This is a genomic window from Mesorhizobium sp. CA4 (assembly GCF_020165075.1).
Lineage (GTDB): Bacteria > Pseudomonadota > Alphaproteobacteria > Rhizobiales > Rhizobiaceae > Mesorhizobium.
In genome coordinates this window covers 134,807-161,287 of record NZ_JAIUHK010000003.1, presented here as the reverse complement: position 1 = coordinate 161,287, position 26,481 = coordinate 134,807, and the positions used below count along the sequence as shown (strand labels likewise).

The following is a 26,481-nucleotide window of genomic DNA, read 5'->3' as shown; positions in this document are numbered from 1 at the left end:
GGGAATTTCGAAGACGGCGCATCGGCATCGATTTTTGTCCCATGGCGCCGCCCCGGTGGAGCGGCAGCTCGTTGGACGTGCGCTGTCGATCACTCAGCAAATGTGGAGTCGCGATGTCGGTTGCGGATGGTGGTGCGGATCTGGTGGTCATCAACGGCCGTGTGCTGACCATGGACGACGACAATCCCGCCGCCGAGGCTGTTGCCGTCAAGGACGGCGCCATCATTGCGATCGGCAGCCGCGCTTCGATCCAAGAGCTCAAAGGGCCGGCGACAAAGGTTGTCGAAGCTCAGGGCGGCTCGGTCCTGCCGGGCTTCATCGAAGCGCATATGCATCTGTTCGGCGGCGCGGCCGAGCTCGACAATCTGCATCTGGCCGGAGTCCATGGCTTCGACGCGCTGCGCGACGCGATCCAGGATTTCGCGGCGAAGCGGCCGGACGCCAGGCTTCTGATCGGCGCTGGCGTCGACTACGCCATCCTGCCGGAGCCGGTGACGCGCCACGATCTCGACCGCATCATTCCCGACCGGCCCTTCGCCATGTCGGCTTCGGATCACCACACGATGTGGGCGAACACCAAGGCGCTGGAAGAGGCCGGGCTGCTCCATGGCCGGCAGGTCGGACAGGGCAATGAGGTCGTCATGGGCGCCGACGGGCTTGCCGCCGGCGAGCTGCGCGAAGGCGAGGCCTTCGGACCGGTTCTCGACCATTACGGGGCGAACCGGACACGGCTTGGCCTCGAGGGCGCCGAGCCGGATCCTTATCCTTCGGCGAAGGAGCTGGCCGCCGATCGCGACCTGATGCACCGCGGCCTTGAATGGTGCGCCAAGCACGGCATCACCTCGATCCAGAACATGGACGGCAATCTCTACCAGCTCGAGCTGCTGGCCGGGCTGGAAAAAGAGGGACGGCTGCTGTGCCGCACCAAGATCCCGTTCCACTTCAAGAATTTCATGAAGCTGGACATGCTGGATAAAGCCTCGCGGATGGCCCAGACCTATCATTCCGAATGGCTGTCGTCCGGCATGGTCAAGCTCTTCTATGACGGCGTGCTGGATTCCTGGACGGCGGTGATGGTCGACGACTATGCCGACCGGCCCGGATGGCGCGGCGAGCCGCTGTTTTCGCCGGAACATTTCGCCGAGGTGGCGGTCGAGGCCGACAGGCGCGGCCTACAAATCGCCGTGCACTCAATCGGCGACGGCGCTGTGCGGGCGGTGCTCGACGGCTACCAGGCGGCGCTGAAGAAGAACGGCCGGCGCGACAGCCGGCACCGCATCGAGCATATCGAGGTGATCACGGCCTCCGACGTGCCGCGCTTCGCCGAGCTCGGCGTTTTGGCCTCGATGCAGCCGGCGCATCCGCCGGGGGCGCTGAACTTCCCGATGGAGCCGACGATCTCGCGCATCGGTCGCGACAAGTGGCCGTTGAGCTATGCCTGGCGCACGCTGAAGAACGCCGGCGCGCGCGTCGTCTTCGCTTCCGATTGGCCGGTTTCGCCAGTCGATCCGATCCTGTCCATCCAGGCGGCAGTGATGCGCAAGCCTTGGGCAGAAGGCATGCCGGACCAGAGCTTCTCGTTGCAGGAAGCAATAGAGGGCTACACGGTCGAGGGCGCTTATGCGGAGTTCAACGAGCATCGCAAGGGTCGCCTAAAAACCGGGTATCTCGCCGACATCGTCGTCTTGTCGGCGGATATCGAGGCGATCGCGCCGGAAGCGCTGCACACTGTGCGTCCAGTGACCACCATCTGCGGAGGGAGAATCACCTACCAAGCCTAACGATGGTATAGGAATTGCTTAATTGAATAGGGACTCGGATCGAGTCACTGCTCCGCAGTTGCCAAGCCAGCCGGCTTGTGGTGACAATCAAACAGGAACACACCTGCCGACAAGAGCAGGCGCTCTCAATGGGGTAATCGTGCCGGAACAACCGGGTAAGAACGCGATCGAAGTTCGCGGTGTTCGCAAGGTTTTCGGAACCGGCGAAAACCAGGTAGCCGCCCTCGACACGGTGTCGGTGTCGATCCGCGAGAACGAATTTTTCACGCTGCTCGGCCCCTCCGGATGCGGAAAGACGACACTGCTGAGATTGATAGCCGGCTTCGATTTCCCAACCGCCGGCGAGATCCTGCTGCACGGTCAGGACATCGCGCCGCTGCCACCCTACAAACGCCCGGTCAACACCGTCTTCCAGAGCTATGCGCTGTTCCCGCACATGACGGTGGCGCAGAATATCGGCTTCGGGCTGGAGATGCTCGGCAAACCGAAAGCGGAGATCGAGGCGCGCGTCGCGCAGATGCTGAAGCTGGTCAAGATGGAGGCGCTCAAGGCGCGGCGCACCAGCCAGATTTCGGGCGGCCAGCAGCAGCGCGTGGCGCTGGCCCGGGCCTTGGCGCCGCAGCCGAAGGTGCTCTTGCTCGACGAGCCGCTTTCGGCGCTGGACTACAAGCTGCGCAAGGAGATGCAGATCGAGCTGAAGCGTCTGCAGCACGAGACCGGCATCACCTTCATCTTCGTCACCCATGACCAGGAAGAAGCGCTGACCATGTCCGACCGCATCGCAGTGATGTCGGCCGGCAAGATCCTGCAGGTCGGCACGCCGCGCGACATCTACGACCGGCCGGCCGAGCGCTTCGTCGCCGACTTTATCGGCGAAACGAATTTCCTGCCGGGCACGGTGGTGTCGAAGCAGGGCGGTGTGGCGACGGTCAAATTCGCCAGCAGCGCCACGGTCAGCGCCGGCTATCCGGAAGGCTTCAACCCGACGGGCGAGGTGACGCTGGTGGTACGCCCCGAGCATGCCGATCTTGTTCCCGATCCGGCCAAGGGCACGATAACCGGCACGCTCTCCAACATCGTCTATTTCGGCACCGACACGCATTATCACGTCAAGCTCGACGGCGGCGACAATTTCATCGTGCGCCACCAGAACAGCCGCTCGTCGCCGGTCACTTATGAGACTGGTGCCAAGGTCGGCATCCAGTTCGAGGAGGACGCCGCCCGCGTCCTGAAAGACTGATGACGACAGCCGCGCTCTCCCCAACCGTACCTTCCAAGGCCGCGTTGTTCGAAGCCCAGGCGGTGAAAACCAGCGCGCGGCGCAACCGGCTGCTGTCGCTGCCGGCGCTGATTATCATCGGCATTTTCGGCGTGCTGCCGCTGATCATCATCTGTGTCTACTCGTTCCTCGTCGCCGCGCCCTATGGCGGCGTGCAGTGGCAGTTCTCGACCGACGCCTATCTGAACTTCCTGTTCCAGCGCGACATTTTCGACGACACGCTGCAGTTCACGCCGGACTTTCTGATCATCTACCTGCGCTCCTTCCTGTTCGCGGTGGTGACGACGATCATCTGCCTGTTGCTTGGATTCCCCACCGCCTATTTCATGGCGACGCGGCCGCCGGCGCAGCGCAACTGGTGGGTGCTCCTGATCACCATCCCGTTCTGGTCGAACCTTTTGGTCCGCACGCTGGCGATCATGTTCATCATCCGCGACGAGGGGCTGATCAACAATGCGCTCCTGGCGCTCGGCGTGATCAACAAACCGATCACGATGCTTTACACCAACTTCGCCATCCAGCTCGGCCTCCTCTACGCATTCCTGCCGTTCATGGTGCTGCCGCTCTATTCGAGTCTGGAGAAGCTCGACTTCCGCCTGGTTGAGGCAGCCTACGATCTTTACGCGACGCGCCGGCAGGTGCTGTGGCGGGTGATCATTCCGCTGTCCAAGCCCGGCATCATCGCCGGCTGCCTGCTCGTCTTCATCCCGGCGCTCGGCGCCTACGTGACGCCGCTGATCCTGGGCGGCGGCGTGCACCTGATGATCGGCGATCTGATCGCGCAGCAATTCGGTTCGGGCCGCAACTGGCCGCTGGGATGCGCGCAGGCGCTGATCCTGATGGCGGCGGTGCTGGTGGCGCTGTTCTTCTATGTCCGCAACACGTCGGGGAAGGTGCAGCATGGCTGAGCCCCGCGTCATGGACATCAAGGACCAGCCGGGCTTCCGCTCGATCGCCATCATCTGCTTGCTGGTGCTCTATACACCGGTGCTGATCCTGATGATCTTCTCTTTGAACAGCGGCTCGCTGGTCACGCATTGGGAAGGCGTCACGCTCAAATGGTACGGCAGCGCATTCCTCAACGAGGAGTTCCACAGCGCTGCGAAAAACACGCTGATCATCTCGGTGACCGCGACGATTGTCTCGACCATCTGCGCAACGCTTGCGGCGATCGGCATGACGCGCGTGAAGCCATGGCGCGGGCTCGCCGCCGCTTTCATGATCATCAACCTGCCGCTGATGGTGCCGGAGATCATCACCGCGGTGGCGACGCTTTCCTTCTTCGCGCTGATCGCCGGCACGCTCGGTCTGAATTTCGGCATCGGCAATTTGATCCTGGCCCACACCGTGTTCTGCATCCCTTTTGCCTATATGCCGATCAGGGCGCGGCTCGAGGATATGGACCTGACGCTGGAATACGCGGCGGCCGATCTCTATGCGACGCCGTGGAACGCCTTCAAGCGGATCACCCTGCCGCTGTTGGTGCCCGGCATCATGTCGGGCGCGGCGCTGGCCTTCATCGTCTCCTTCGACGATTTCACCATCACCCAGCTCGTCGCCGGCCCCGGCCAGACGACGCTGCCCCTTTATATCTGGAACCAGATCCGGCGACCGATGACGCCGGAGATCAACGCCATCTCGACGATTCTGCTCCTGGTGTCGATCTTGTTCGTCTCGGTTTCGTTCCTGATCGCACGGCGACGCGCAAAATGATCCACGAGCTCCAACACAACAATGGGAAGGCAAGGAGAACATAAAATGTCTGGAAAACTGATGGCGGCCGTTTCCGCGGCCGTTCTGTTATGGGCAGTGCCGGCGCTCGCCGACGGCGAACTGCACATCTACAATTGGGGTGATTACACCAACCCCAAGCTGATCGAAAAATTCGAGAAGCAGTACAATGTCAAGGTGACGCTGGACGACTACGATTCCAACGAAACCATGCTGTCCAAGGTGCGCGCCGGCAATTCCGGCTACGACATCGTCGTGCCGTCGGACTACACTGTGAAGATCATGATCGAAGAGGGCCTGCTCGAAAAAACCGAGCCCAACGCGATGCCGAACGGCAAAAATATAGACCCGCGCTTCCTCAACATCTATTGGGACGCCGGTCGCCATTATACCGTGCCGTGGCAATTCGGCACGACCGCGTTCTCCGTCAATACGGACAAGTTCAAGGGCGACATCAACACGCTGGCTATCCTGTTCGACCCGCCTGATGAGCTGAAGGGCCAGATCAACGTGCTCGACGACGTCAACACCGTCATGCATGCGGCGGAGCGCTATGCCGGCGTGCCCCGCTGCGGCGCTGACAAGGCCAATTTGAAAAAGATCAACGACATACTGACGGCCGCCAAGCCATCCTGGAAGACTTTCAGCTACGATACGATCACCAAGATCACCTCCGGCGATGTTATCGTAACCGAGCAGTGGAATGGTGCTGCGTACCGCTCGCGCCAGAAGATCCCGGCGATCAAATATGCCTATCCGAAGGAAGGCATCGAAGGCTGGATGGACAATGTTGCGGTGCTGAAGGGCGCCAAGAACCTCGAAAACGCGAAGCTGTTCCAGGACTTCGTCATGGCACCTGAGAACGCGGCGCTGATCTCCGAGTTTGCCGGTTACGACAACGGCATCGCCGGCAGCCATAAATTCCTGCCGGCTGAGTTCGCCAACTCGCCGGAAATCAGCCCGCCGGCCGGCTCGCCGACGCCGGAATTCGTGCCGCCGTGCCCGCCGGATGTGGTGGAGATCTACAACAAGATCTGGACCAACCTGCGCAAATAATCTCGCGCGACGTGTGAAAGGAGGGGAGGCTCCGGCCTCCCTTTCTTGTGACTGTTTCTATGCATGTCATTCTGGGACCGCTCGCATATTTTTGGGCGACATGCATCGGGAGGAAATCTTGTCGTCCTATCGCAACTCCGATCCGCGGCCGCCAATCATGCAGGGTTCGCCGCCGAAGCTGGTTCCGCCGAAGCTCGACTGGGATCGGCCGCCCTGGAACCGCTGGGCCTTCCAGCACATCCGCGAATTCCTGCCGACCATCGAGGTGTGGCGCGGCAGCGGCCATCGCCATCGCCTTGAGCGCGCGGAGGTGGACCTCGACGATCTGCCGGTGACCGACAGCAACGGATCGCCGACGACGCTTGCCGGCTTGCTCGACGAAACCTATGCCGACGGCTTCCTGGTGCTGAAGGACGGCAGGATTGCCTATGAGCGCCATTTCAACGGCATGAACGAGCGCACGCTGCATCTGTCGCAGTCGATGGCGAAGTCGGTCACCGGATCGGTGTGTGGCATCCTGGTTGGCCGCGGCCTGATCGATCCGGGCAGGCTGGTCAGCGACTATCTGCCGGAGCTCGGCGAGACCGGCTGGGCCGGCGCCACGGTGCAGCACGTGCTCGACATGACGACGGGCGTGCGCTTTTCCGAGGAATACACCGACCGCTATTCCGATATCGGCCAGGTCGATGTCGCGACCGGCTGGAAGCCGATCCCGCCGGGCAGCGATCCGGGTTTCGCGTGGCCGTCGCATCTGTTCGAGCTGATCCTGCGGCTGAAGGACAGAGTGCGCCCGCATGGCGAAGCGTTCGAATACCGCTCGATCGAGACCGACGTGCTCGCCTTCATCATGGAGCGGGTGAGCGGCAAGCGCCTGGCGCAGCTCGTCTCGGAAGAACTCTGGCAGAAGCTCGGCGCCGACGAGAGCGCCTGCTTCACCGTCGACAGCGCCGGCTATGCGCTTGCCGATGGCGGCTTCAATGCGACGCTGCGCGACTATGGCCGCTTCGGGCAATTGATCCTCGACAATGGCGGCGGCGTGATCCCGGCCGACTGGATCGAGGCGACACGCAGCGGCACGCACGGGCCGAATTTCAGCCCGAGCCTTCCGGACGGTAGCTACCGCAACCAGTTCTGGATCGAGGATTCGCGCTCACGCTCGCTGATGTGCCGCGGCGTGTTCGGCCAATTGATCCATATGAGCTGGGAACACAGGATGGTCGTGGTGAAGCTTTCGACGTATCCGGATTTCGTCAACTCCGCCTATTCGGTGGCGACGCAGAAGGCGGTGCGCGCCATCGCCGCCGCGCTGGCCTGAAGACCCACGATAAACCGGGAGAATATCGTGACCGGCAAGACCGCGTTCGAAACCAAATACGGCTTTGCCCGCAAGGATGTGCGGCTTGAAACCTGGCGGCTTTCGCCGTTCAACCGATGGTCCTTCCAGAATGTCGGCGAACTGGTGCCGAGCGCGCATGTCGCGGCGGCGCCCGGCGGCGAGAGCCAAGCGAAATCGCTCGGCGCATTGCTTGAGGAAGAGATATCGCTCGCCGGCGGCAGTGAGACCGTCGAGAAGTTCCTGAAGCGTTCCGACACAGACGGGCTGACGATCCTGAAGGCCGGCAAGCTGGTCGGCGACTGGTCGGCGCCGCACATGCCGTTCGGAGCGCGCCATATCATCTTTTCGATCAGCAAATCGGTGACGGCGATCCTCGCAGGCATATTGGAAGGCGAGGGTTTGTTCGATCCCAACGCGCCGGTAACGCACTACATCCCTGAAGCCAAAGGCTCGGCCTATGGCGATGCGAGCGTGCGCAACGTGCTCGACATGACGGTCAGCCTCGATTTCGAGGAAGCCTATCTCGATCCGGAAAGCGCCTTTGCCCGCTACCGCCGCTCGACACTATGGAACCCCGGCGGCGGAACGGAGAGCCTTGCGGCCTTCCTGATGACCATCCAGCACCTTGCCGAGCCGCACGGCCAGACCTATCGCTATCGCTCGCCCAACTCGGACATGCTCGGCATCCTGGTCGAGCGCGCTTCCGGCATGCGCGTCAGCGCGTTGCTCAGCGAGAAGCTTTGGCTGCCGCTCGGTGCCGCAAGCGAAATGTCGGTGACGGTCGACATGGAAGGCACAGCGCGCACCGCCGGCGGCATGTCGATGACGCCGCGCGATCTTGCCCGCATCGGCGAGATGATGCGGCAGGGCGGCACGGCCAATGGCCTCCGCATCGTGCCGGGCGCCTGGGTGCGCGACACGGTCGCCACCGGCGGCAGCCATGAAGCCTGGCAGCGCGGCACGATGGTGTTTCTGTTTCCGAAGGGACGCTACCGCAACAAATGGTACCAGACCGGCCACGACAGCGGCGCCTTCTGCGGCATCGGCATTCACGGTCAGTGGCTCTATGTCAATCCGAAGACGGAAGTGGTCATCGCCAAGATGTCGTCGCAGCCGGAGCCGGTGGACGACAAGCTGGATGGGGAGCTCGTGGCATTCTTCGAGGCGTTGAGCAGCATGGTCTGAGCCGACCAGAGGCTGGTTCTAAGGACTGTTTTCTGTGGACCTTCGGCGCGTGATGAAACCGTCGCGGTTGGCGCAGCGGTTCTCCCGTCCTATGGTCGCCGCTCTTTTCGGCAGGGACCAGCATGGCATCGGACATCAAGCGCATCGCAGCAATCATCGCGGCCGAGATCGGCGCGCGGCCGGAACAGGCCGCGGCGGCAATCGGGCTGCTCGACGAAGGCGCGACAGTTCCCTTCGTGGCACGCTACCGCAAGGAGGTCACCGGCGGGCTCGACGACACGCAATTGCGCGACCTTTCCGAGCGGCTCGCCTATCTGCGCGAGCTCGATGCGCGGCGCGATACGATCGTCAGCTCGATCCGCGAGCAGGGCAAGCTGACCGAGGAGTTGGAAGCCAAGATCGCGGCGGCAAGCACCAAGGCCGAGCTCGAGGATATCTATCTCCCCTACAAGCCGAAGCGGCGCACCAAGGCCGAGATCGCCAGGGAGCGTGGGCTTGGGCCGCTCGCCGAGGCGATCCTCGCCGATCGCTCAAAAATTCCGGCCGAGCTTGCGCTCGCCTATGTCACGGAAGAGGTGGCCGACGCCAAGGCCGCGCTCGAAGGCGCGCGCGACATCCTGTCGGAGCAGTTCGCCGAAAATGCGGATCTGGTGGGCAAGCTGCGCGCCTATATGAAGGAACGCGCCTTCCTGCGCGCTCGGGTCGTTGACGGCAAGCAGGAGGCCGGCGCGAAATTCTCCGACTATTTCGACCATGTCGAGCGCTGGTCGGGCGTGCCCAGCCACCGTGCCTTGGCCATGCTGCGCGGCCGCAATGAAGAGGTGCTGTCGCTCGACATCGAGGTCGATGCCGACGACGCCTCGCCGGTCAAACCGGTCGAGCGCATGATCGCCAATGCCTATGCGATCGGCGGCAGCCTGCCCGGTGACAAATGGCTGATGGACGTAGCCGGCTGGACCTGGCGGATAAAACTGTCGCTGCATCTGACGCTCGATCTTATGCGCGACCTGCGCGAGCGCGCCGAGGAGGAGGCGATCCACGTCTTTGCCCGCAACCTGAAGGATCTTTTGCTCGCGGCGCCGGCTGGCTCGCGGCCGACCATGGGGCTCGACCCGGGCATCCGAACCGGCGTCAAGGTCGCGGTGATCGACGGCACCGGCAAGCTGGTCGCGACCACGACCGTCTATCCGTTCCCGCCGAAGAACGATGTGCGCGGCACGCAGGCCGAACTCGCCGCCCTCATCCGCCAGCACAAGGTCGAGCTGATCTCGATCGGCAACGGCACCGGCAGCCGAGAGACCGAGAAGCTGGTGGCCGACATGCTTTCGGACCTGCCGGCAAGTGCCGGGCCGAAACCGCTCAAGGTGATCGTCAGCGAGGCTGGCGCCTCAGTCTATTCGGCTTCGGCGACTGCTGCGGCGGAATTCCCGGGCCTGGATGTCTCGCTGCGCGGCGCGGTGTCGATCGCCAGGCGCCTGCAGGATCCGCTCGCCGAGCTGGTCAAGATCGAGCCGAAGTCGATCGGCGTCGGCCAGTACCAGCACGATGTCGACCAGTACCGGCTCGGCCGTTCGCTGGAAGCTGTGGTCGAGGATGCGGTGAACGCCGTCGGCGTCGACCTCAACACGGCCTCGGCGCCGCTGCTTGCGCGCGTGTCGGGCCTTGGGCCGTCGCTCGCCGAGGCGATCGTTGCGCATCGCGACGCGGCTGGGCCGTTTGCCAGCCGCAAGGACCTGCTCAAGGTGGCGCGGCTCGGGCCGCGCGCGTTCGAGCAAAGCGCCGGCTTTCTGCGCATCCCGAACGGGACAGAGCCCCTCGATGCGTCATCGGTGCATCCGGAGGCCTATGGCGTGGCGAAGAAAATCGTCGCCGCTTGCGGCCGCGACGTGCGCGCGCTGATGGGCGACAGCGCCGCGCTGAAGGCGCTTGACCCGCGCGTCTTCGTCGACGAGCGGTTCGGCCTGCCGACGGTGCGCGACATCATCGCCGAACTGGAAAAACCCGGACGCGACCCGCGCCCCGGTTTCAAGACGGCGACCTTTGCCGAGGGCGTCGACGACATCAAGGATTTGAAGCCGGGCATGCTGCTCGAAGGCACCGTCACCAATGTCGCGGCCTTCGGCGCCTTCGTCGATATCGGCGTCCACCAGGACGGGCTGGTGCATGTCTCGCAACTGGCCGACCGTTTCATCAAGGACGCGCATGAGGTGGTGAAGGCCGGCGATGTCGTGAAGGTGCGGGTCGTCGATGTCGACATCAAGCGCAAGCGCATCGGGCTGTCGATGCGTAAGGACGGCGGCGAGGGCGCGCCTCGCGGTGGCCAGCGAGACCACGGCGGCGGCAAGCCAGCGCCGCGCTCGCCAGCGCCGCAGCGCCAGCCGGAGCCGCCTTCGCAGGGCGCGTTCGGCGCGGCGCTCGCCGAGGCGATGAAGCGGAAATAGCTACCAGGCCAGGACAGCCGGCTCCTTGCCGATCTGATCCAGCAGCCAGTCGCGAAAACTGACGACCGGCGGGTGGCCGCGCTTGTCGTGCGGCACCACCAGATAATAGGCGCTGCGGCTCTGCATCGGTTGGCCGGGCGCCGGCACCAGCTGGCCGCGTTGCAATTCTCCGGCAATCAGGATTTCCGGCAGCAGGGCCACGCCGAGGCCCGCCATACAGGCCTGGGCGACCGTGCCGAACTGCTCGAACTGCATGCCGGGACCGGTCGGCGCCTCCAGCCCCTGATGCTCGAACCATTCGCTCCAGGCGCCGGGGCGGGTCGCCATGTGCAGCAGCGGCAGGCGGCTGATATCGGCCGGTAAGGCGATGGCGCGGCTGGCCAGGAATTGGGGCGAAGCCACCGGCATCACGGTCTCGCGCATCAAGAGCGTGCAATCGGCGTCCGGCCAGTCGGGCATGCCGTGATGGATGGCGGCATCCAGCCGCTCGCGGGCAAAATCGAACCGTCCGATGCGGGTGGCGAAGTTGATGGTGATGTCGGGGTGGCGGGCGACGAAATCCGGGATCAGCGGCATCAGCCAGCGCGTGCCGAAGGTCGGCAGGATGGCAAGGTTGAGAACACCGCTATGCCGATTGCTCATTAATCCGAGCGCGGCGTCGCGCAATTGGCCAAGCGCCGAGCGCACCGCTTCGGCATAGATCTCGCCGGCCGGCGACAGCCGGACATTGCGGCTGTCGCGTTCGAACAGCCGGCGACCGAACTGCTCCTCCAACAGGTTGACCTGTCGGCTGACGGCGCCTTGCGTCAGGTCGAGCTCACGCGCGGCGGCGGTGAAGGAGCCGAGGCGCGCTACGGCTTCAAAGGCAGCAAGGGCGGCGGTGTTCGGCAAAAGACGGCGCTGGACGTTCATGATCTATTACTAACGCTCATTGATCCGCGATGCAATTTCGTTTGATTTTTCCTCTGCGGAGGCCGATAAGCCGGGCAATCCAAGATTTGCCGGGAGTGTTGGCCGTGGCCGCCGAGAAGAACGCGTTCGTCTGGAACGATCCTTTCCTGATCGAGGACCAGCTTTCCGAGGATGAGCGCATGGTGCGCGACGGCGCGGCAGCTTTCGCGGCCGACAAGCTGGCGCCGCGCATCGAGGAAGCCTATGCCGACGAGAAGACCGACCCGTCGATCTTCCGCGAGATGGGCGAGGCGGGTCTGCTCGGCATCACCATTCCGGAAGAATATGGCGGGCTCGGCGCCGGATACGTGACCTACGGCTTGGTGGCGCGCGAAGTCGAACGGATCGACTCCGGCTACCGCTCGATGATGAGCGTGCAGTCCTCGCTGGTCATGTATCCGATCCATGCCTATGGCTCGGAAGCGCAGCGCAAGAAATACCTGCCGAAGCTGGCGTCGGGCGAATGGATCGGCTGTTTCGGGCTCACCGAGCCTGATGCTGGCTCGGACCCAGGCGGCATGAAGACGCGCGCCGAGAAAACCGCCAACGGTTACAAGCTCTCCGGCTCCAAGATGTGGATCTCCAACGCGCCGATCGCCGACGTGTTCGTCGTCTGGGCGAAGCTGAAGGGTGATAACGGCAAGGACGAGATCCGCGGTTTCGTGCTGGAGAAAGGCATGAAAGGGCTGTCGGCGCCGAAGATCGGCGGCAAGTTGTCGTTGCGGGCGTCGATTACCGGCGAGGTGGTGCTGGAAGGCGTCGAGGTCGGCGAAGACGCGTTGCTGCCCAATGCCAAGGGCCTCGGCGGTCCGTTCGGCTGCCTCAACCGGGCTCGCTACGGCATTTCCTGGGGCGCGATGGGCGCGGCCGAGGATTGCTGGCATCGCGCGCGGCAGTATGGCCTGGACAGAAAACAGTTCGGCAAGCCGCTCGCCGGCACGCAGCTGTTCCAGAAGAAGCTCGCCGACATGCAGACCGAGATCGCGCTTGGACTGCAGGGCTCGCTGCGCGTCGGCCGGCTGATGGACGAAGGCAAGATGGCGCCGGAGATGATCTCGATCGTCAAGCGCAACAACTGCGGCAAGGCGCTCGACATCGCCCGCCAGGCCCGCGACATGCATGGCGGCAACGGCATCCAGATCGGCTATCACGTGATGCGCCACGCGCAGAACCTCGAGACGGTGAACACCTATGAGGGCACGCATGACGTGCATGCGCTGATCCTCGGAAGGGCGCAGACGGGGCTGCAGGCGTTTTTCTAAGCCGGCAACGCTGCTTAAATTAGGTGCAGTGCAACATCTCTGCTTGGAGAATGGCCGCCAGATGTGTCAGGGTCTGGCGATAAAAAGCCATTCTCCGGGGCACCATGGCAATTCTGGCAGCCGTCCATCACCTGACCCATTACAAATATGACCGGCCGGTGGTGCTCGGTCCCCAGGTGATCCGGCTGCAGCCGGCGCCGCATTCGCGCACCAAGGTGCTCAGCCACTCGCTGAAGGTCGAGCCGGCAAACCACTTCGTCAATCTGCAACAGGATCCCTACGGCAACTTCCTCGCCCGCTTCGTCTTTCCGGAGCCGGTGACGGAACTGAAGATCGAGGTCGACCTCGTTGCCGACATGACGGTCTATAACCCGTTCGACTTCTTCGTCGAGGAGATCGCCGAGACCTTCCCGTTCGACTATCCCGAAGAGATCAGGGAAGACCTCGCCATCTACCGCGCGCCGGAGCCCGCCCGACCGCTGTTGTCGAAATTCCTGGCAAGCATCGACCGCAGCCCGAGAAACACCGTCAATTTCCTCGTCGACCTCAATGCGAGGCTGCAGCGCGAGATCGCCTACATCGTGCGCATGGAGACGGGTGTTTATTCGCCCGAGGAGACATTGGCCGCCGGCAAAGGCTCGTGCCGGGATTCCAGCTGGCTCTTGGTGCAGATCCTACGCAATCTCGGCATCGCCGCGCGCTTCGTCTCCGGCTACCTGATCCAGCTCAAGCCGGATCTCGTCTCGCTCGACGGACCGCCCGGAACAGCTGTCGACTTCACCGACCTGCATGCCTGGTGCGAAGTCTATATTCCGGGCGCCGGCTGGATCGGCTTCGATCCGACCTCCGGACTGCTCACCGGCGAAAGCCATGTCCCGCTTGCCGCGACGCCGCATTTCCGGAATGCCGCGCCGATCTCGGGCATGGCGAGCTTCGCCAATGTCGATTTCAACTTCGACATGCAGGTCGACCGGATTGCCGAGCATCCGCGCATCACCAAGCCGTTCTCGGACGAAAGCTGGGAGGCACTCGATCGACTGGGCGAAAAAGTCGACGCGGCGCTGAGGGATGGGGACGTGCGGCTCACCATGGGTGGTGAGCCGACCTTCGTGTCGATCGACGATTTCGAGTCCGCCGAATGGAATACTGCAGCCGTCGGCCCGACCAAACGCGACAAGGCGGATGAGTTGATCCGCCGGCTGCGCGAGCGCTTCGCGCCGGGTGGTTTCCTGCATTACGGCCAGGGCAAGTGGTATCCGGGCGAGAGCCTGCCACGCTGGACCTTCTCGCTCTACTGGCGCACCGATGACGAGCCGATCTGGCGCGATCCGTCGCTGATCGCGCGCGAGACGAGCAGCGCCGCCATCGGACCCGAACAGGCCGAAAGCCTGCTCACGGCGATCGCCGGCGAGCTCGGCATCGACAAGGCGATGGTCGGCGAGGCCTATGAGGATCCCGGCGAGTGGCTGCTCAAGGAAGGCAAGCTGCCGGATAATGTCGACCCGTCCAATTCGAAGCTGGAGGACCCGGAAGAGCGCAGCCGCATGGCGCGCGTCTTCGAGCGTGGCTTGACCAAGCCGTCAGGCTATGTGCTGCCCGTGCAGCGCTGGAACAGCCAGGCCGCGGGACAGCGCTGGCGTTCGGAGAAATGGAAGACCAGGCGCGGGCGCCTGTTCCTGGTGCCCGGCGATTCTCCGGTCGGCTACCGTCTGCCGCTCGGTACGTTGCCCTATGTGCCGCCGGCGCAATTCCCTTACATCGTGCCGGTCGACCCCTCAGTGCCACGTGGCCCGCTGCGGGCGCGCGCCGAAATCCTGCAGGAAGCTCCGGCCGGCGGCGCCGACGAAATGGCGCGTCAGCAGGCGGAGGCCTCCTTCACCGCCGCCACGGCCCAGCAGGACCGCGTCGAGCAGCGACTGACCGAGATCGGCGGCGCGGTGCGGACCGCGCTCACCGTCGAGCCGCGCGAGGGCCGGCTCTGCGTGTTCATGCCGCCGGTCGAGGCGCTGGAGGACTATCTCGAACTGGTGGCGGCGGCGGAAAACGCAGCGAAGGCCGTCCGCCTGCCGGTGCATATCGAAGGCTATGCCCCGCCGCACGACCCGCGCCTCAACGTCATCCGCGTGGCGCCGGATCCAGGCGTCATCGAGGTCAACGTCCATCCGGCCGCCAACTGGCGGGAATGCGTCACGACGACCAGCGCGATCTACGAGGAAGCGCGGCAGTCGCGGCTCGGCACCGACAAGTTCATGGTCGATGGCCGCCACACCGGCACTGGTGGCGGCAACCATGTCGTGGTCGGCGGCGCGACGCCCAACGACAGCCCGTTCCTGCGCCGGCCGGACCTTCTGAAGAGCCTGGTGCTGCAATGGCAGCGGCATCCGTCGCTGTCCTACCTGTTTTCGGGCCTGTTCATCGGCCCGACCAGCCAGGCGCCGCGCATCGACGAAGCGCGGCACGATTCGCTCTATGAACTTGAGATCGCGCTGGCGCAGGTGCCGCATCCCGACAAGGGACAGGCGCCCTTGCCGTGGCTGGTCGACCGGCTGTTCCGCAATCTCTTGACCGACGTCACCGGCAACACGCATCGTTCGGAAATCTGCATCGACAAGCTGTTCTCGCCGGATGGCCCGACCGGCCGGCTCGGCCTGGTCGAGTTCCGCGGTTTCGAGATGCCGCCCAATGCGCGCATGTCGCTCGCTCAGCAATTGCTGGTGCGCGCCATCATTGCGCGCGCCTGGAAGAACCCGCTGGACGGCCGTTTCACGCGCTGGGGGACCTCGCTGCACGATCGCTTCATGCTGCCTCACTATGTCTGGGCGGATTTCCTCGGCGTTCTGGAGGATTTGAAGCTCAACGGCTTCGACTTCCGCCCCGAATGGTTCGCAGCCCAGCTCGAATTCCGCTTCCCGTTCTGCGGCGAGGTGCAACATGCCGGCGTCAAGCTGGAATTGAGGCAGGCGCTGGAGCCCTGGCATGTGATGGGCGAGCAGGGCGCCATCGGCGGCACGGTCCGCTTCGTCGATTCCTCCGTCGAGAGGCTGCAGGTGAAGACAGAAGGCCTCAATCCGGAACGCCACGCCATCGTCTGCAACGGGCGCCTTGTGCCGATGAAAATCACCGACAATCGCGAGGTCGCGGTGGCCGGCGTTCGCTTCAAGGCCTGGCAGCCGGCGTCCGGCCTGCATCCGGCGTTGCCGGTCAACACGCCGCTGGTCTTCGACATCTACGACCGCTGGTCGGGTCGCTCGGTCGGCGGCTGCGTCTACCATGTCGCGCATCCGGGCGGCCGCAACTACGACACCTTCCCGGTCAACGGCAACGAGGCCGAAGCGCGACGGCTTGCCCGGTTCGAACCGCGCGGCCACACGCCGGGTGGCTACGTGCTGCGTGACGAAGAAGCCTCTGAAGAGTTTCCCATGACCCTTGACCTCAGGCGGCCGGCGAGATTCTGATCGACGATGGCCAAGGGGAATCAGAGACGGGCGGGCGGGAGGCCGCGGGCGCAGAGCCTGCTGGAACGCTACCGGCCAATCGAAGGCGTCGTCGACGAGATGGTCGACGCGTCCGGCAGCCCGCGCCCGGCCTGGCGCTTCTTCATCGACGCGCTCGACGATCTGGGGGCGGAGCGGCTCGGGCAGCGCTTTGCCCGCGCCGACCAGTATCTGCGCGACGCCGGCGTTTATTATCGCGTCTACGAACAGGCCGGGGCCAATGAACGCGAATGGCCGCTCGCGCATGTTCCGCTGCTGATCGACGAAAAGGAATGGGCCGAGATCAGCGCCGGCCTCGTCCAGCGCGCCGACCTGTTCGAGGCGATCCTGTCCGACATTTACGGGCCGAACCGGTTGGTTGAGCAGGGCATTCTGCCAGCCGGTCTGATTGCAGCCAGTCCGGAATATCTGCGCCCGATAGCTGGCGTTCGGCCGGCCAACGGGCATTTTCTACACATGGTCGCCTTCGAGCTCGGCCGTGGCCCGGACGGTAGCTGGTGGGTGCTTGGCGATCGCACCCAGGCGCCGTCGGGCGCGGGCTTTGCGTTGGAGAACCGGGTCGCCACAACGCGTGCGCTGTCGGACATCTATGGCGAGATGCATGTGCATCGGCTCGCCGGCTTTTTCCGCCGCTTCCGCGACACGCTGAACGCCATGGCCAAGGAGTCCGGCGGCCGTGTCGCCATCCTGACGCCAGGGCCGCTCAACGAGACCTATTACGAGCACGCCTATATCGCCCGGTATCTCGGCATCATGCTGCTCGAGGGCGAGGACCTGACCGTTTCCGGTGGCAGGCTGATGGTGCGAACCGTTTCCGGCCTGATGCCGATCGGTGTCTTGTGGCGGCGGCTCGATGCCGCCTTCGCCGATCCGCTGGAGCTCAGGCCGGAGTCGCAAATCGGCACGCCGGGCCTGGTCGAGGCAATAAGGCGCGGCTCCGTTTCGGCGGTCAATGCGCTGGGCTCGGGCCTGATGGAGACGCGGGCGCTGCTGTCGTTCCTGCCCAGGATCGCGCGAGAGCTGCAGGGCGAGGATCTCAAGCTGCCGAGCATCGCCACCTGGTGGTGCGGCCAGGAGACCGAGCGCGCGCATGTACTTGCCAATATCGACCGTATGGTGGTCGGTCCAGCGCTGTCGACCCGGCTTGCGTTCGAGGACGATGGCGCGACCCGGCTGGGATTATCCCTTTCGGCCGGCGAGCGGGCCGATCTTGTCGCGCGCATCGAGGCGGACGGCGCCGGTTTCGTCGGCCAGGAAGCGGTGACGCTGTCGACCACCCCTGTCTTTGTCGATGGCCGGCTGGAGCCACGGCCCGCCAGCCTGCGCGTCTATCTGGCGCGGACGCCGGAAGGCTGGACCGTGATGCCCGGCGGCTTCGCCCGCGTCGGCTTTTCGCTCGACCCGACGGCGATCGCCATGCAGCGCGGCGGCCAGGCGGCGGATGTCTGGGTTGTCAGCGACACGCCGGTCGAGCGCGAGACGCTGCTGCCGCAGGAGCATGACGGCTTCACCCGCACCATGCCGGGCAGCTTGCCCAGCCGCGCCGCGGAGAACCTGACCTGGCTCGGGCGCTATATCGAGCGCTCGGAAGACACGGTGCGCGTGCTGCGTGCCTATCACGTGCGGCTTGCCGAGACATCCGATCAGGATATGCCGCTGCTTGCCGATGTCAGGGACTATCTGGAGCCCTTCGGTATCGAGGTCGAAATGGCGATACCACCGGGGCTGATCGGCACTTTGGACAGCGCGGTCTACAGCGCCGGCCAGATCCGCGACCGTTTCTCGCCCGATGGCTGGCTGGCGCTGAAGGATTTGTCCAAGACCATCCATAGGTTCGCGCAGACCGTGGCGCCGGGCGACGACGCGACACGGGCAATGACGGTGATGCTGCGCAAGCTCGCCGGCTTTTCCGGCCTGCTGCATGAGAACATGTATCGCTTCACCGGCTGGCGTTTCCTGGAAATCGGCCGCAGGCTGGAACGCGGCATCCAGATCGCCCGCACGCTCAGCCGGCTGACCAGGAACGGGGCGCCGGAAGGCGCGCTCGACATGATGCTGGAGATCGGCGACAGCGTCATGACCCATCGCCGGCAATATCCGGTGCAGGCGGGGCGGCGCACGGTGATCGACCTGCTCGCGCTCGATCCGCTCAATCCGCGCTCCATCCTGTTCCAGCTCGAACGGCTGAAGGCCGAGATCGGCATGCTGCCTTCGATCAGCGGCGAGGGACATATGTCGCCCGCCGCCAAGGAAATCCTGCAGCTGAACACGGCAATCGCCGTCATGGAGCCGTCCGACATGAGCGCCAAAGTGCTCGACGACCTCGCCGGCCAGATCGGCGATCTCTACAACAGTCTCGCCCGAGCCTATTTCGCTTAGATGCTCTACGACATCAAACTCAATCTGCATTACGACTATGCCGCTGCTGCGGGCGGCGGACGGCATCAGGTGCGCGTGATGCCGCAGACGATTGCGGGGGTGCAGCGCGTCATCGCGGCCTCGCTGTCCTTCCAGCCGCCGCCGGCCGAACGTGCCGATTTTTCCGATTTCTTCGGCAACAACGTCACATCGATCGCCTTTCGCGAGGCGCATGAAACGCTCGACATCCGCATGAGCGCTCGCGTTTCGGTCTCGCGGCCGGAACCGGGCCTCGATGTCTCGCCCGATATCGGCGGGCTCAGGTCGGAACTGGACATGGTGCGGTCGTTATCGCCCTCCGCGCCGCATCATTTCCTCGCCGCCAGCGACCATGTCGGAATTGATCCGGCGATCACCGCCTATGCGCGGGAAAGCCCGGCCTCCTCGGTGGTCGCCACGGCGACCGATCTCTGCAACCGCATCCATCGCGATTTCGCCTATGACGGCAAGGCGACGACGGTTCAGACGCGGGCCAGCGACGCCTTTGCCCTGAAGCGCGGGGTCTGCCAGGACTTCTCCCATATCATGATCGCGGGCTTGCGTGGGCTTGGCATTCCGGCCGGTTATGTCAGCGGCTTCCTGCGCACGATCCCGCCCAAGGGCAAGCCGCGGCTCGAAGGCGCGGATGCCATGCATGCCTGGGTCAAGGCCTGGTGTGGGCGCGATGCCGGCTGGCAGGAATTCGACCCGACCAACGGCATGCGGGCGAGCAACGATCACATCATCGTGGGCTACGGCCGCGACTATTCCGACGTGGCGCCGATCGTCGGCGTGCTGAAGACCACCGGCGGCCAGGTCGGCGAGCAAGCGGTCGACGTCATCCCGGTCGCCGTCGAAAAGGTGTGACGACAACGCGATTGATTGTGGGCGCTTCTCAAATGCGCCTGCCGTCGGTATCCTAGGCACGGGATTGACGGGGGGGCGCCTGCGTGGCTATGGCGCGCGGAGGCGGATTGGAAGCGGTAAGCGTCATCATTCCGGCACATGATGCGGCTCGGACGATTGCCCGGACGCTCGCTTCGCTGGCATCGGAGAAAGAAATCATCGGCGAGGTGCTGCTGGTCGACGATTCGTCATCCGACGCCACCGCCGCCGTCGCCTCGGAAGCGGCGTTGCGGTTTGCCTTGCCGCTGCGGGTCATCAAATCGAGCTGCCGCGACGCTGGCGGCTCCAGGAATCTGGCGCTGGAGCAGGCCCGCTTTCCCTGGATCTATCTGATCGATGCCGACGACCTCCATCTTGGAGGTGGCCTGCGCGCACTGCTGGCGAAGGCCGTAGCGGAACCAGGGGCGGACATGGCGGTCGGCGCTTACCGCCGGAGAGTCGATGGCGAGGAGCGGCCGACCAAGCTGCCGGGCGGCTACACGGCAAGCGGACCGGCCAATGCCTGCGCCTATCTCGAAGGGCGGATACGGTCGATCGCCGTCGGCAGCGCGCTGGTGTCGCGGCGGGCTGTCGGCGAAACAAGATTCGCGACCGGCCTTGCCTATGACGAGGACACGCTGTTTTGGGCGCGTCTGATGACCAAGGCCTCGCTCGCGATCGTGACACAGCCCGTCTTCGTCTATTTCGTGTCGGCGGAGCGTTCCGACGATCGTTTCACGGTCAGGCCTGCCGCGCGCTTTCTCGAATGGCGTCTGGCGCTGCGCCGGCTCCGGTCCTGCGGCATCGGGGCGCGGTCGCTCAAGACCAGGGAGGGCCTCGTCGCTTTGAAGATCGCACGCGTTCATTATGCGCGCGGCGATTTCGAAATGGCGACAAGATTCCTCGGCGTGGCCGAAGCCGCGCCAAGGGCGGGCGCGGATGTCTGGCGCTGCATGCGCTATCGGCTGAAGATCGCGCTGCGGCGCCGGTTTTCGGCGCCGGCCGCCCAACTGCAACGCGCCTGATGGCCGAGAGGCTGGATCTCGCGGTCGTGGTGATTGGTTTGCGGGCACCGACCGCGCTGGCGGCCGCGGTAAGGTCCGTTCTCGACCAAAATATTCCGCTCGAGATCGTGGTGGTGAATTCCGGCGGCGGTAACGCCAAGGCGCTGCTTGCCGATTGCGGCATCGACGTAACAGCGATCGAGGTCGAGGAGCGATTGTTTGCCGGCGCTGCGCGAAATCGCGGCATTGCCGCAACGCAAGCTCCGTTCGTCGCCTTTCTCGCCGATGATTGCCTGGCCTGCCCGCAATGGGCCGAAATCCGGCTGCAGCGTCACCGGGAGGGTGCTGCGGCTGTGGCGAGCGCCGTCCTCAACAGCCACCCGCGCAATCTGGTCGCATGCGCGGCGCATCTCGTCACCTATATGCGACGCCTGCCCGGTCTTTCGGCCGGGAAGGCACAGCGCTACGGCGTTTCGTTCGACCGGAAGCTGTTCGAGCGATACGGGATGTTCGACGAGCGAATGAGGTCTGGGGAAGACACCGAGTTCATGGCCAGGCTGCCCGAGGTTTTGCGGCCGGTTTGGGAACCGAGGGTGCTGACCGTTCACCGCAATGAGACGAGCCTATTCGGCTTGCTTGCCGACCAGTATCGCCGCGGGCGCCGCTATGGCGCCTATCTCCGGTCTATCCAGGCCGAAAAACCCGTGCGTCCGTTCCGGAAGGTGTTCCGCGACCGGCGCAATGTCGGCAAGCTGGTCGAGGAGGGGTTGTCCGGCAAGGACAGAACCTTCGCAAGGCTGTCGGTGCCGATCGTGTGGCTGGCGTTGTTCGCTAAGTCGCTGGGGACATGGGTGGGCGCCCGGTATGGCGACACGACGGCGAGCCGGCGATGATCACCATCGAAATGAAGCCGCCGCGCCGGCGGCGCGGCCGATGGCTTTGGTCGCGGCGCAAGACCGTCGCCGTCTTCGATCCATCCGCCAACCGGCGGGACTGAAACCTCTTTCGGAACCAGTCATCGGCGCGCGGCTTTATCTACGGGCCATTTCGCGGAGCCGGCATGTTGCAGCATTCAGGATCGCCTTCGGACCGTTCGACGCGGGCCGAGGAAACACGAGGGAACGGCGCTCGCAGTTCGGCCGAGAGCACGTCGCTCAACTATGTAAGCGATGCCGACCCCGGCATACGCAGATTGCGGAAAGGCACGGGATTTACCTATCTGGCGGCCGATGGCGGAACCGTCGACGAAACGACGCTTGCCCGCATCAAGGCGATCGTCATACCGCCGGCCTGGACGGATGTGTGGATATCACCCGATCCGGACGGCCATATCCAGGCGACAGGCCGGGATCAGCGCGGCCGCAAGCAGTACCGTTATCACCCGCAATGGACCGAGGAACGCGACGGCGTCAAATATTCCAGCCTGGTTGCTTTCGCGGAAAGCCTGCCTGCTCTCAGGCGGCAGATCGATGCCGATCTGCGCCGGCACGGGCTGCCGATGGAGCGCGTCGTCGCCTCGGTGGTCTGGTTGCTCGACAACACTATGATCCGCATCGGCAACGCGGCCTATGCACGCGACAACAAGAGCTTCGGACTGACCACGCTGCGCGACCGCCATGTCGAGATTACCGGCTCCAGCCTGCGCTTCGCCTTCAAGGGCAAGTCGGGCAAGGAATGGAAGCTGAAGCTGGTCGATCGCCGCATCGCCAAGGTCGTGCGCGGCGCCCAGGATCTGCCCGGACAGAAGCTGTTCCAATATCTCGACGAGGACGGCGAGCGGCGGCCGGTGCGCTCGGAGGACGTCAACCGCTATATTCGCGAGGCATCCGGCGCCGAATTCAGCTCAAAGCATTTCCGCACCTGGGGCGGCACGATCCATGCGGCGTCGCTGTTTGCCGGGACCGAGCTGCCGGAAAGCAAAACGCAGCAAAACCGGGTGATCAACAGCGTCGTCGACAAGGTCGCCGAGCGGTTGGGCAATACCCGGGCGGTCTGCCGCAAATGCTACATCCATCCGCTGGTGTTCGAGGCGTGGAGCAAAGGGCGCCTGCTTGACGAAATGGCGGAGGCCAACAAGCGCAAACGCCTGATATCCGGCCTGGACGAGGAAGAAACGCTGGTGCTCAGATGGCTGCGGGCGCACGGCGCCTGATAGGCGGGCGCAAAGATCGCCAAATCCGTGATCTCTCGATAAATTTTTTTATCGACCTCGTGTCGGGAAGGGTCCTAGTGTCGCGTCCTTTGATACGGAAAGGACGCACCATGCTCTACGCCATCCTCTGCTATGCCTCCGAAGACGTCGTCTGCTCCTGGAGCAAGGAACAGGACGACGAGGTCATGGCAAAGCTCCTCAACGTGCAGGACAAATACGCCAAGGCCGGCCGGCTGGGGCCGGTGGCGCGCCTTTTGCCGACGACGGCGGCCACGACACTGCGAAAGGTCAAGGGGGAGTCGATCGTGCTCGACGGTCCGTTCGCCGAGACCAAGGAACAATTCCTCGGCTTCTACACGCTCGAATGCAATGATCTCGACGAAGCGGTCGAATTCGCGCGCGAGCTCTCCGAGGTCAATCCGAGCGGCGGCTCCTACGAGATCCGGCCGGTTTCGGTCTTCAATCCGACAAAGGTCGCGGTATGACAGAGCTCGCCTGGATAAGCACCGCAATCAGCAACGCCCGTCCGCAGGCGATGGGCGCGCTGCTGCGCTACTTCCGTGACCTCGACGCCGCGGAAGAGGCTTTCCAGGACGCGTGCCTGAGGGCGCTCAAGAACTGGCCGAAGAACGGGCCGCCGCGCGATCCGGCCGCCTGGCTGATCTTCGTCGGCCGCAACAGCGGCATCGACGCGGTGCGCAAGCGCGCCAAGCAGGCGCCGATGCCGGAGGAAGACCAGGTATCCGATCTGGAGGACGCCGAGAGCGACATGGCCGAGCGGCTGGACGGCGCGCATTACCGCGACGACATCCTGCGGCTTCTGTTCATCTGCTGCCATCCGGATCTGCCGGCAACGCAGCAGATCGCGGTCGCGCTGCGTATTGTCTCCGGTCTCACCGTCAAGCAGATCGCGCGCGCCTTCCTGGTCGGCGAGAGCGCCATGGAACAGCGCATCACCCGCGCCAAGGCGCGCATTGCCGATGCCGGCGTGCCGTTCGAAACGCCTGGCGCGGTCGAGCGCTCGGAGCGGCTCGCCGCAGTCGCCGCGATGGTCTATCTGATCTTCAACGAGGGCTATTCGAGCAATGGCGGCGAGGCGCCGGCTCGCGCGCCGCTGTGCGAGGAGGCGATCCGGCTCGCCCGGCTGCTGCTCAGGCTGTTCCAGCAGGAACCGGAAATCATGGGGCTGACGGCGCTGCTGCTTCTCCAGCATGCGCGCGCGCCGGCGCGCTTCGACGAGAATGGCGAGGTCGTGCTGCTCGAGGACCAGGACCGCTCGCTCTGGAGCCGCAAGATGATCGACGAGGGCTTGGCGCTGGTCGACAAGGCGCTGCGCCACCGCAAGCCCGGTCCCTACCAGGTGCAGGCGGCGATCGCAGCGCTGCATGCGCGGGCGGCGACGGCCGAGGATACCGACTGGACCGAGATCGACCTGCTCTACGGTCTGCTTGAGCAGATGCAGCCTTCGCCCGTGGTGACGCTCAATCGCGCCGTCGCGGTCAGCAAGGTACGCGGCCCGGAAGCCGCGCTTGCCATGATCGAGCCGCTGGAAGAGCGGCTGTCGGGCTATTTTCACTTCTTCGGACTGAGAGGCGGGCTGCTGATGCAGCTTGGCCGCAACGAGGAGGCACGTGTCGCCTTCGACCGCGCCATCGCTTTGGCCAACACCGCGGCCGAGGCGGCGCATATCCGGATGCATATCGACCGGCTGATCAAGGAAAGCGCAGAGAAGTCCTCGATCCAGAAGGCCCGCTGATCCGGCTTCGCCCGCCTGGCCCAATTTTGCGATCCGGCCTTGGACCATGCCGGGGTGGCGGTTTTTCCCCGAAACGAGTAATGCCACGCCATGAAAGGCGCCTGGACGTATTTGATGGCACGGACAGCGCATGGCGCATGGCTCCACCGTCCTGTGAGAGGCGGGAATCTGAAAAGGGATAAAAAAAATGACATTAGCCAAGGAAACGGCCTCGCTTCTCGAGAAACTGGGCGTGGCTACAGATGCACTTGTCGGAGGCGACCTCATTGTGCGCAGCCCGGTGACGGGCGAACAGATCGCAGCGCTGAAGTCGATCTCGGCGGCTGACGCCGGCAAGGCCATCGATGCCGCGCACAAGGCCTTCCAGAGCTGGCGGCTGGTGCCGGGGCCGAAGCGCGGCGAACTGGTTCGCCTGCTCGGCGAAGAACTGCGCGCGCATAAGGACGAGCTCGGCCGGCTGGTGTCGATCGAGGTCGGCAAGATCCCGTCCGAGGGCCTGGGCGAGGTCCAGGAGATGATCGACATCTGCGATTTCGCCGTCGGCCTGTCGCGGCAATTGTACGGCCTCACCATCGCCACCGAACGTCCCGGACACCGCATGATGGAGACCTGGCATCCGCTCGGCGTCGTCGGCGTCATCTCGGCCTTCAATTTCCCGGTCGCGGTATGGTCGTGGAATGCGGCGCTTGCCTTCGTCTGCGGCGATGCGGTGGTGTGGAAGCCGTCGGAAAAGACGCCGCTGACCGCCCTTGCCTGCGAGGCGATCTTCAACCGCGCCGCAAAGCGTTTCGGCGCGGACGCGCCGGCAGGGCTGCTCCAGGTGCTGATCGGCGACCGCGCCGCCGGCGAAGTGCTGGTCGACCATCCGAAGGTGCCGCTGGTCTCCGCCACCGGCTCGACCCGCATGGGCCGCGAGGTCGGTCCCAGGCTCGCCAAGCGCTTTGCGCGCGCGGTGCTGGAGCTCGGCGGCAACAATGCCGGCATCGTCTGTCCGACCGCTGATCTCGACATGGCGCTGAGAGCAATAGCCTTTGGCGCCATGGGCACGGCCGGCCAGCGCTGCACGACGCTCAGGCGCCTGTTCGTGCATGACAGCGTCTATGACGCGCTCTTGCCGCGGCTGAAGAAGGCTTATGAGACGGTTTCGGTCGGCAATCCGCTGGAGGGCAAGGCGCTGGTCGGTCCGCTGATCGACAAGGCGGCCTTCGACAATATGCAGAAGGCGCTAAAGGAAGCCCAAGCGCATGGCGGCAAGGTGACCGGCGGCACGCGCGTCGAAAACGGCCATCCGGACGCCTATTATGTGCATCCGGCGCTGGTCGAAATGCCGGAGCAGGTCTCGCCGGTGACGGAAGAGACCTTCGCGCCGATCCTCTATGTGATGAGATACACCGATTTTGACGAGGCGCTTGAGCAGCACAATGCGGTGGGCGCCGGCCTGTCGTCGTCGATCTTCACACGCGACCTGCAGGAATCGGAGCGGTTCCTCGGCGTCGACGGCTCGGACTGCGGTATCGCCAACGTTAATATCGGCACTTCGGGCGCCGAGATCGGCGGGGCGTTCGGCGGCGAGAAGGAGACGGGCGGCGGCCGCGAGAGCGGCTCGGACGCCTGGAAGGCCTATATGCGCCGCGCCACCAACACGGTGAACTATTCGAAAGCGCTGCCGTTGGCCCAGGGCGTATCGTTCGACATCGATTGAGGACGAAGCGACGGGTCAGCCTCGTCCGCGAGCTGACCCGCTCGACTATTGATTAGGCCATGAGGGTGG

Annotated in this window: 19 protein-coding genes; 18 read left to right on the top strand and 1 reads right to left on the bottom strand. The window is 64.5% G+C overall.

Annotated features, from left to right (window positions below; translation table 11 throughout):
• Window positions 1-113 precede the first annotated feature (113 nt).
• From LB528_RS03770 to LB528_RS03735, 8 genes are all read left to right on the top strand, one after another.
• A complete protein-coding gene (locus LB528_RS03770; protein ID WP_224713890.1) occupies window positions 114-1,781 on the top strand; it encodes an amidohydrolase in 1,668 nt (555 codons plus the stop codon).
• 139 nt (window positions 1,782-1,920) lie between these two features.
• Complete coding sequence (locus tag LB528_RS03765) at window positions 1,921-3,021, top strand: ABC transporter ATP-binding protein (RefSeq protein WP_224713889.1); 1,101 nt, start codon at window positions 1,921-1,923, stop codon at window positions 3,019-3,021.
• Window positions 3,021-3,968 carry an ABC transporter permease gene (locus LB528_RS03760; RefSeq protein WP_224713888.1) on the top strand — a complete coding sequence of 316 codons (948 nt, stop codon included), beginning with the start codon at window positions 3,021-3,023 and terminating at the stop codon, window positions 3,966-3,968. Before LB528_RS03765 ends, LB528_RS03760 begins: the two co-directional genes overlap by 1 nt.
• Window positions 3,961-4,773, top strand: a complete 813-nt coding sequence (locus tag LB528_RS03755; protein WP_224603934.1) for an ABC transporter permease — start codon at window positions 3,961-3,963, stop codon at window positions 4,771-4,773. Before LB528_RS03760 ends, LB528_RS03755 begins: the two co-directional genes overlap by 8 nt.
• A 45-nt stretch (window positions 4,774-4,818) precedes the next feature.
• Entirely contained in the window at window positions 4,819-5,847 is a 1,029-nt protein-coding gene (locus LB528_RS03750) for an extracellular solute-binding protein (protein WP_224631003.1), read from the top strand.
• Window positions 5,848-5,965: 118 nt separating this feature from the next.
• Window positions 5,966-7,162: a serine hydrolase domain-containing protein gene (locus tag LB528_RS03745; RefSeq protein WP_224713887.1), complete on the top strand. Its 1,197-nt coding sequence runs from the start codon at window positions 5,966-5,968 to the stop codon at window positions 7,160-7,162.
• A gap of 27 nt (window positions 7,163-7,189) precedes the next feature.
• Window positions 7,190-8,368, top strand: a complete 1,179-nt coding sequence (locus LB528_RS03740) for a serine hydrolase domain-containing protein (protein ID WP_224713886.1) — start codon at window positions 7,190-7,192, stop codon at window positions 8,366-8,368.
• 122 nt (window positions 8,369-8,490) lie between these two features.
• Window positions 8,491-10,809 carry a Tex family protein gene (locus tag LB528_RS03735; protein ID WP_224713885.1) on the top strand — a complete coding sequence of 773 codons (2,319 nt, stop codon included), beginning with the start codon at window positions 8,491-8,493 and terminating at the stop codon, window positions 10,807-10,809.
• Here the strand turns inward: LB528_RS03735 and LB528_RS03730 are convergent, their stop codons facing one another.
• Complete coding sequence (locus tag LB528_RS03730; protein WP_224713884.1) at window positions 10,810-11,721, bottom strand: LysR family transcriptional regulator; 912 nt, start codon at window positions 11,719-11,721, stop codon at window positions 10,810-10,812. It abuts the gene before it with no gap.
• 104 nt (window positions 11,722-11,825) lie between these two features.
• Between LB528_RS03730 and LB528_RS03725 the strand changes: the two genes are divergently transcribed.
• From LB528_RS03725 to LB528_RS03680, 10 genes are all read left to right on the top strand, one after another.
• On the top strand, window positions 11,826-13,022 hold the full coding sequence (locus LB528_RS03725; RefSeq protein ID WP_224713883.1) for an acyl-CoA dehydrogenase: 1,197 nt from the start codon (window positions 11,826-11,828) through the stop codon (window positions 13,020-13,022).
• Window positions 13,023-13,126: 104 nt separating this feature from the next.
• Window positions 13,127-16,477: a DUF2126 domain-containing protein gene (locus LB528_RS03720; protein WP_224713882.1), complete on the top strand. Its 3,351-nt coding sequence runs from the start codon at window positions 13,127-13,129 to the stop codon at window positions 16,475-16,477.
• A 6-nt stretch (window positions 16,478-16,483) separates the two neighbouring features.
• The gene (locus tag LB528_RS03715) at window positions 16,484-18,895 is read left to right on the top strand and encodes a circularly permuted type 2 ATP-grasp protein (RefSeq protein ID WP_224713881.1); all 2,412 of its coding nucleotides are present in this window, start codon (window positions 16,484-16,486) and stop codon (window positions 18,893-18,895) included.
• Complete coding sequence (locus LB528_RS03710) at window positions 18,896-19,780, top strand: transglutaminase N-terminal domain-containing protein (protein ID WP_224713880.1); 885 nt, start codon at window positions 18,896-18,898, stop codon at window positions 19,778-19,780.
• Window positions 19,781-19,887: 107 nt separating this feature from the next.
• Entirely contained in the window at window positions 19,888-20,823 is a 936-nt protein-coding gene (locus LB528_RS03705) for a glycosyltransferase family 2 protein (protein WP_224713879.1), read from the top strand.
• Window positions 20,823-21,695, top strand: coding sequence for a glycosyltransferase family 2 protein (locus LB528_RS03700; protein ID WP_224713878.1), 873 nt, complete (start codon window positions 20,823-20,825; stop codon window positions 21,693-21,695). Before LB528_RS03705 ends, LB528_RS03700 begins: the two co-directional genes overlap by 1 nt.
• A gap of 167 nt (window positions 21,696-21,862) precedes the next feature.
• The gene (locus LB528_RS03695) at window positions 21,863-22,954 is read left to right on the top strand and encodes a DNA topoisomerase IB (RefSeq protein ID WP_224713877.1); all 1,092 of its coding nucleotides are present in this window, start codon (window positions 21,863-21,865) and stop codon (window positions 22,952-22,954) included.
• A 110-nt stretch (window positions 22,955-23,064) separates the two neighbouring features.
• Window positions 23,065-23,439: a YciI family protein gene (locus LB528_RS03690; protein WP_095766415.1), complete on the top strand. Its 375-nt coding sequence runs from the start codon at window positions 23,065-23,067 to the stop codon at window positions 23,437-23,439.
• Window positions 23,436-24,710: an RNA polymerase sigma factor gene (locus tag LB528_RS03685; RefSeq protein ID WP_224713876.1), complete on the top strand. Its 1,275-nt coding sequence runs from the start codon at window positions 23,436-23,438 to the stop codon at window positions 24,708-24,710. The genes LB528_RS03690 and LB528_RS03685 overlap by 4 nt, the downstream gene beginning before the upstream one ends.
• Before the next feature lie 187 nt (window positions 24,711-24,897).
• Window positions 24,898-26,412, top strand: a complete 1,515-nt coding sequence (locus LB528_RS03680; RefSeq protein ID WP_224713875.1) for an aldehyde dehydrogenase family protein — start codon at window positions 24,898-24,900, stop codon at window positions 26,410-26,412.
• Window positions 26,413-26,481: the final 69 nt, after the last annotated feature.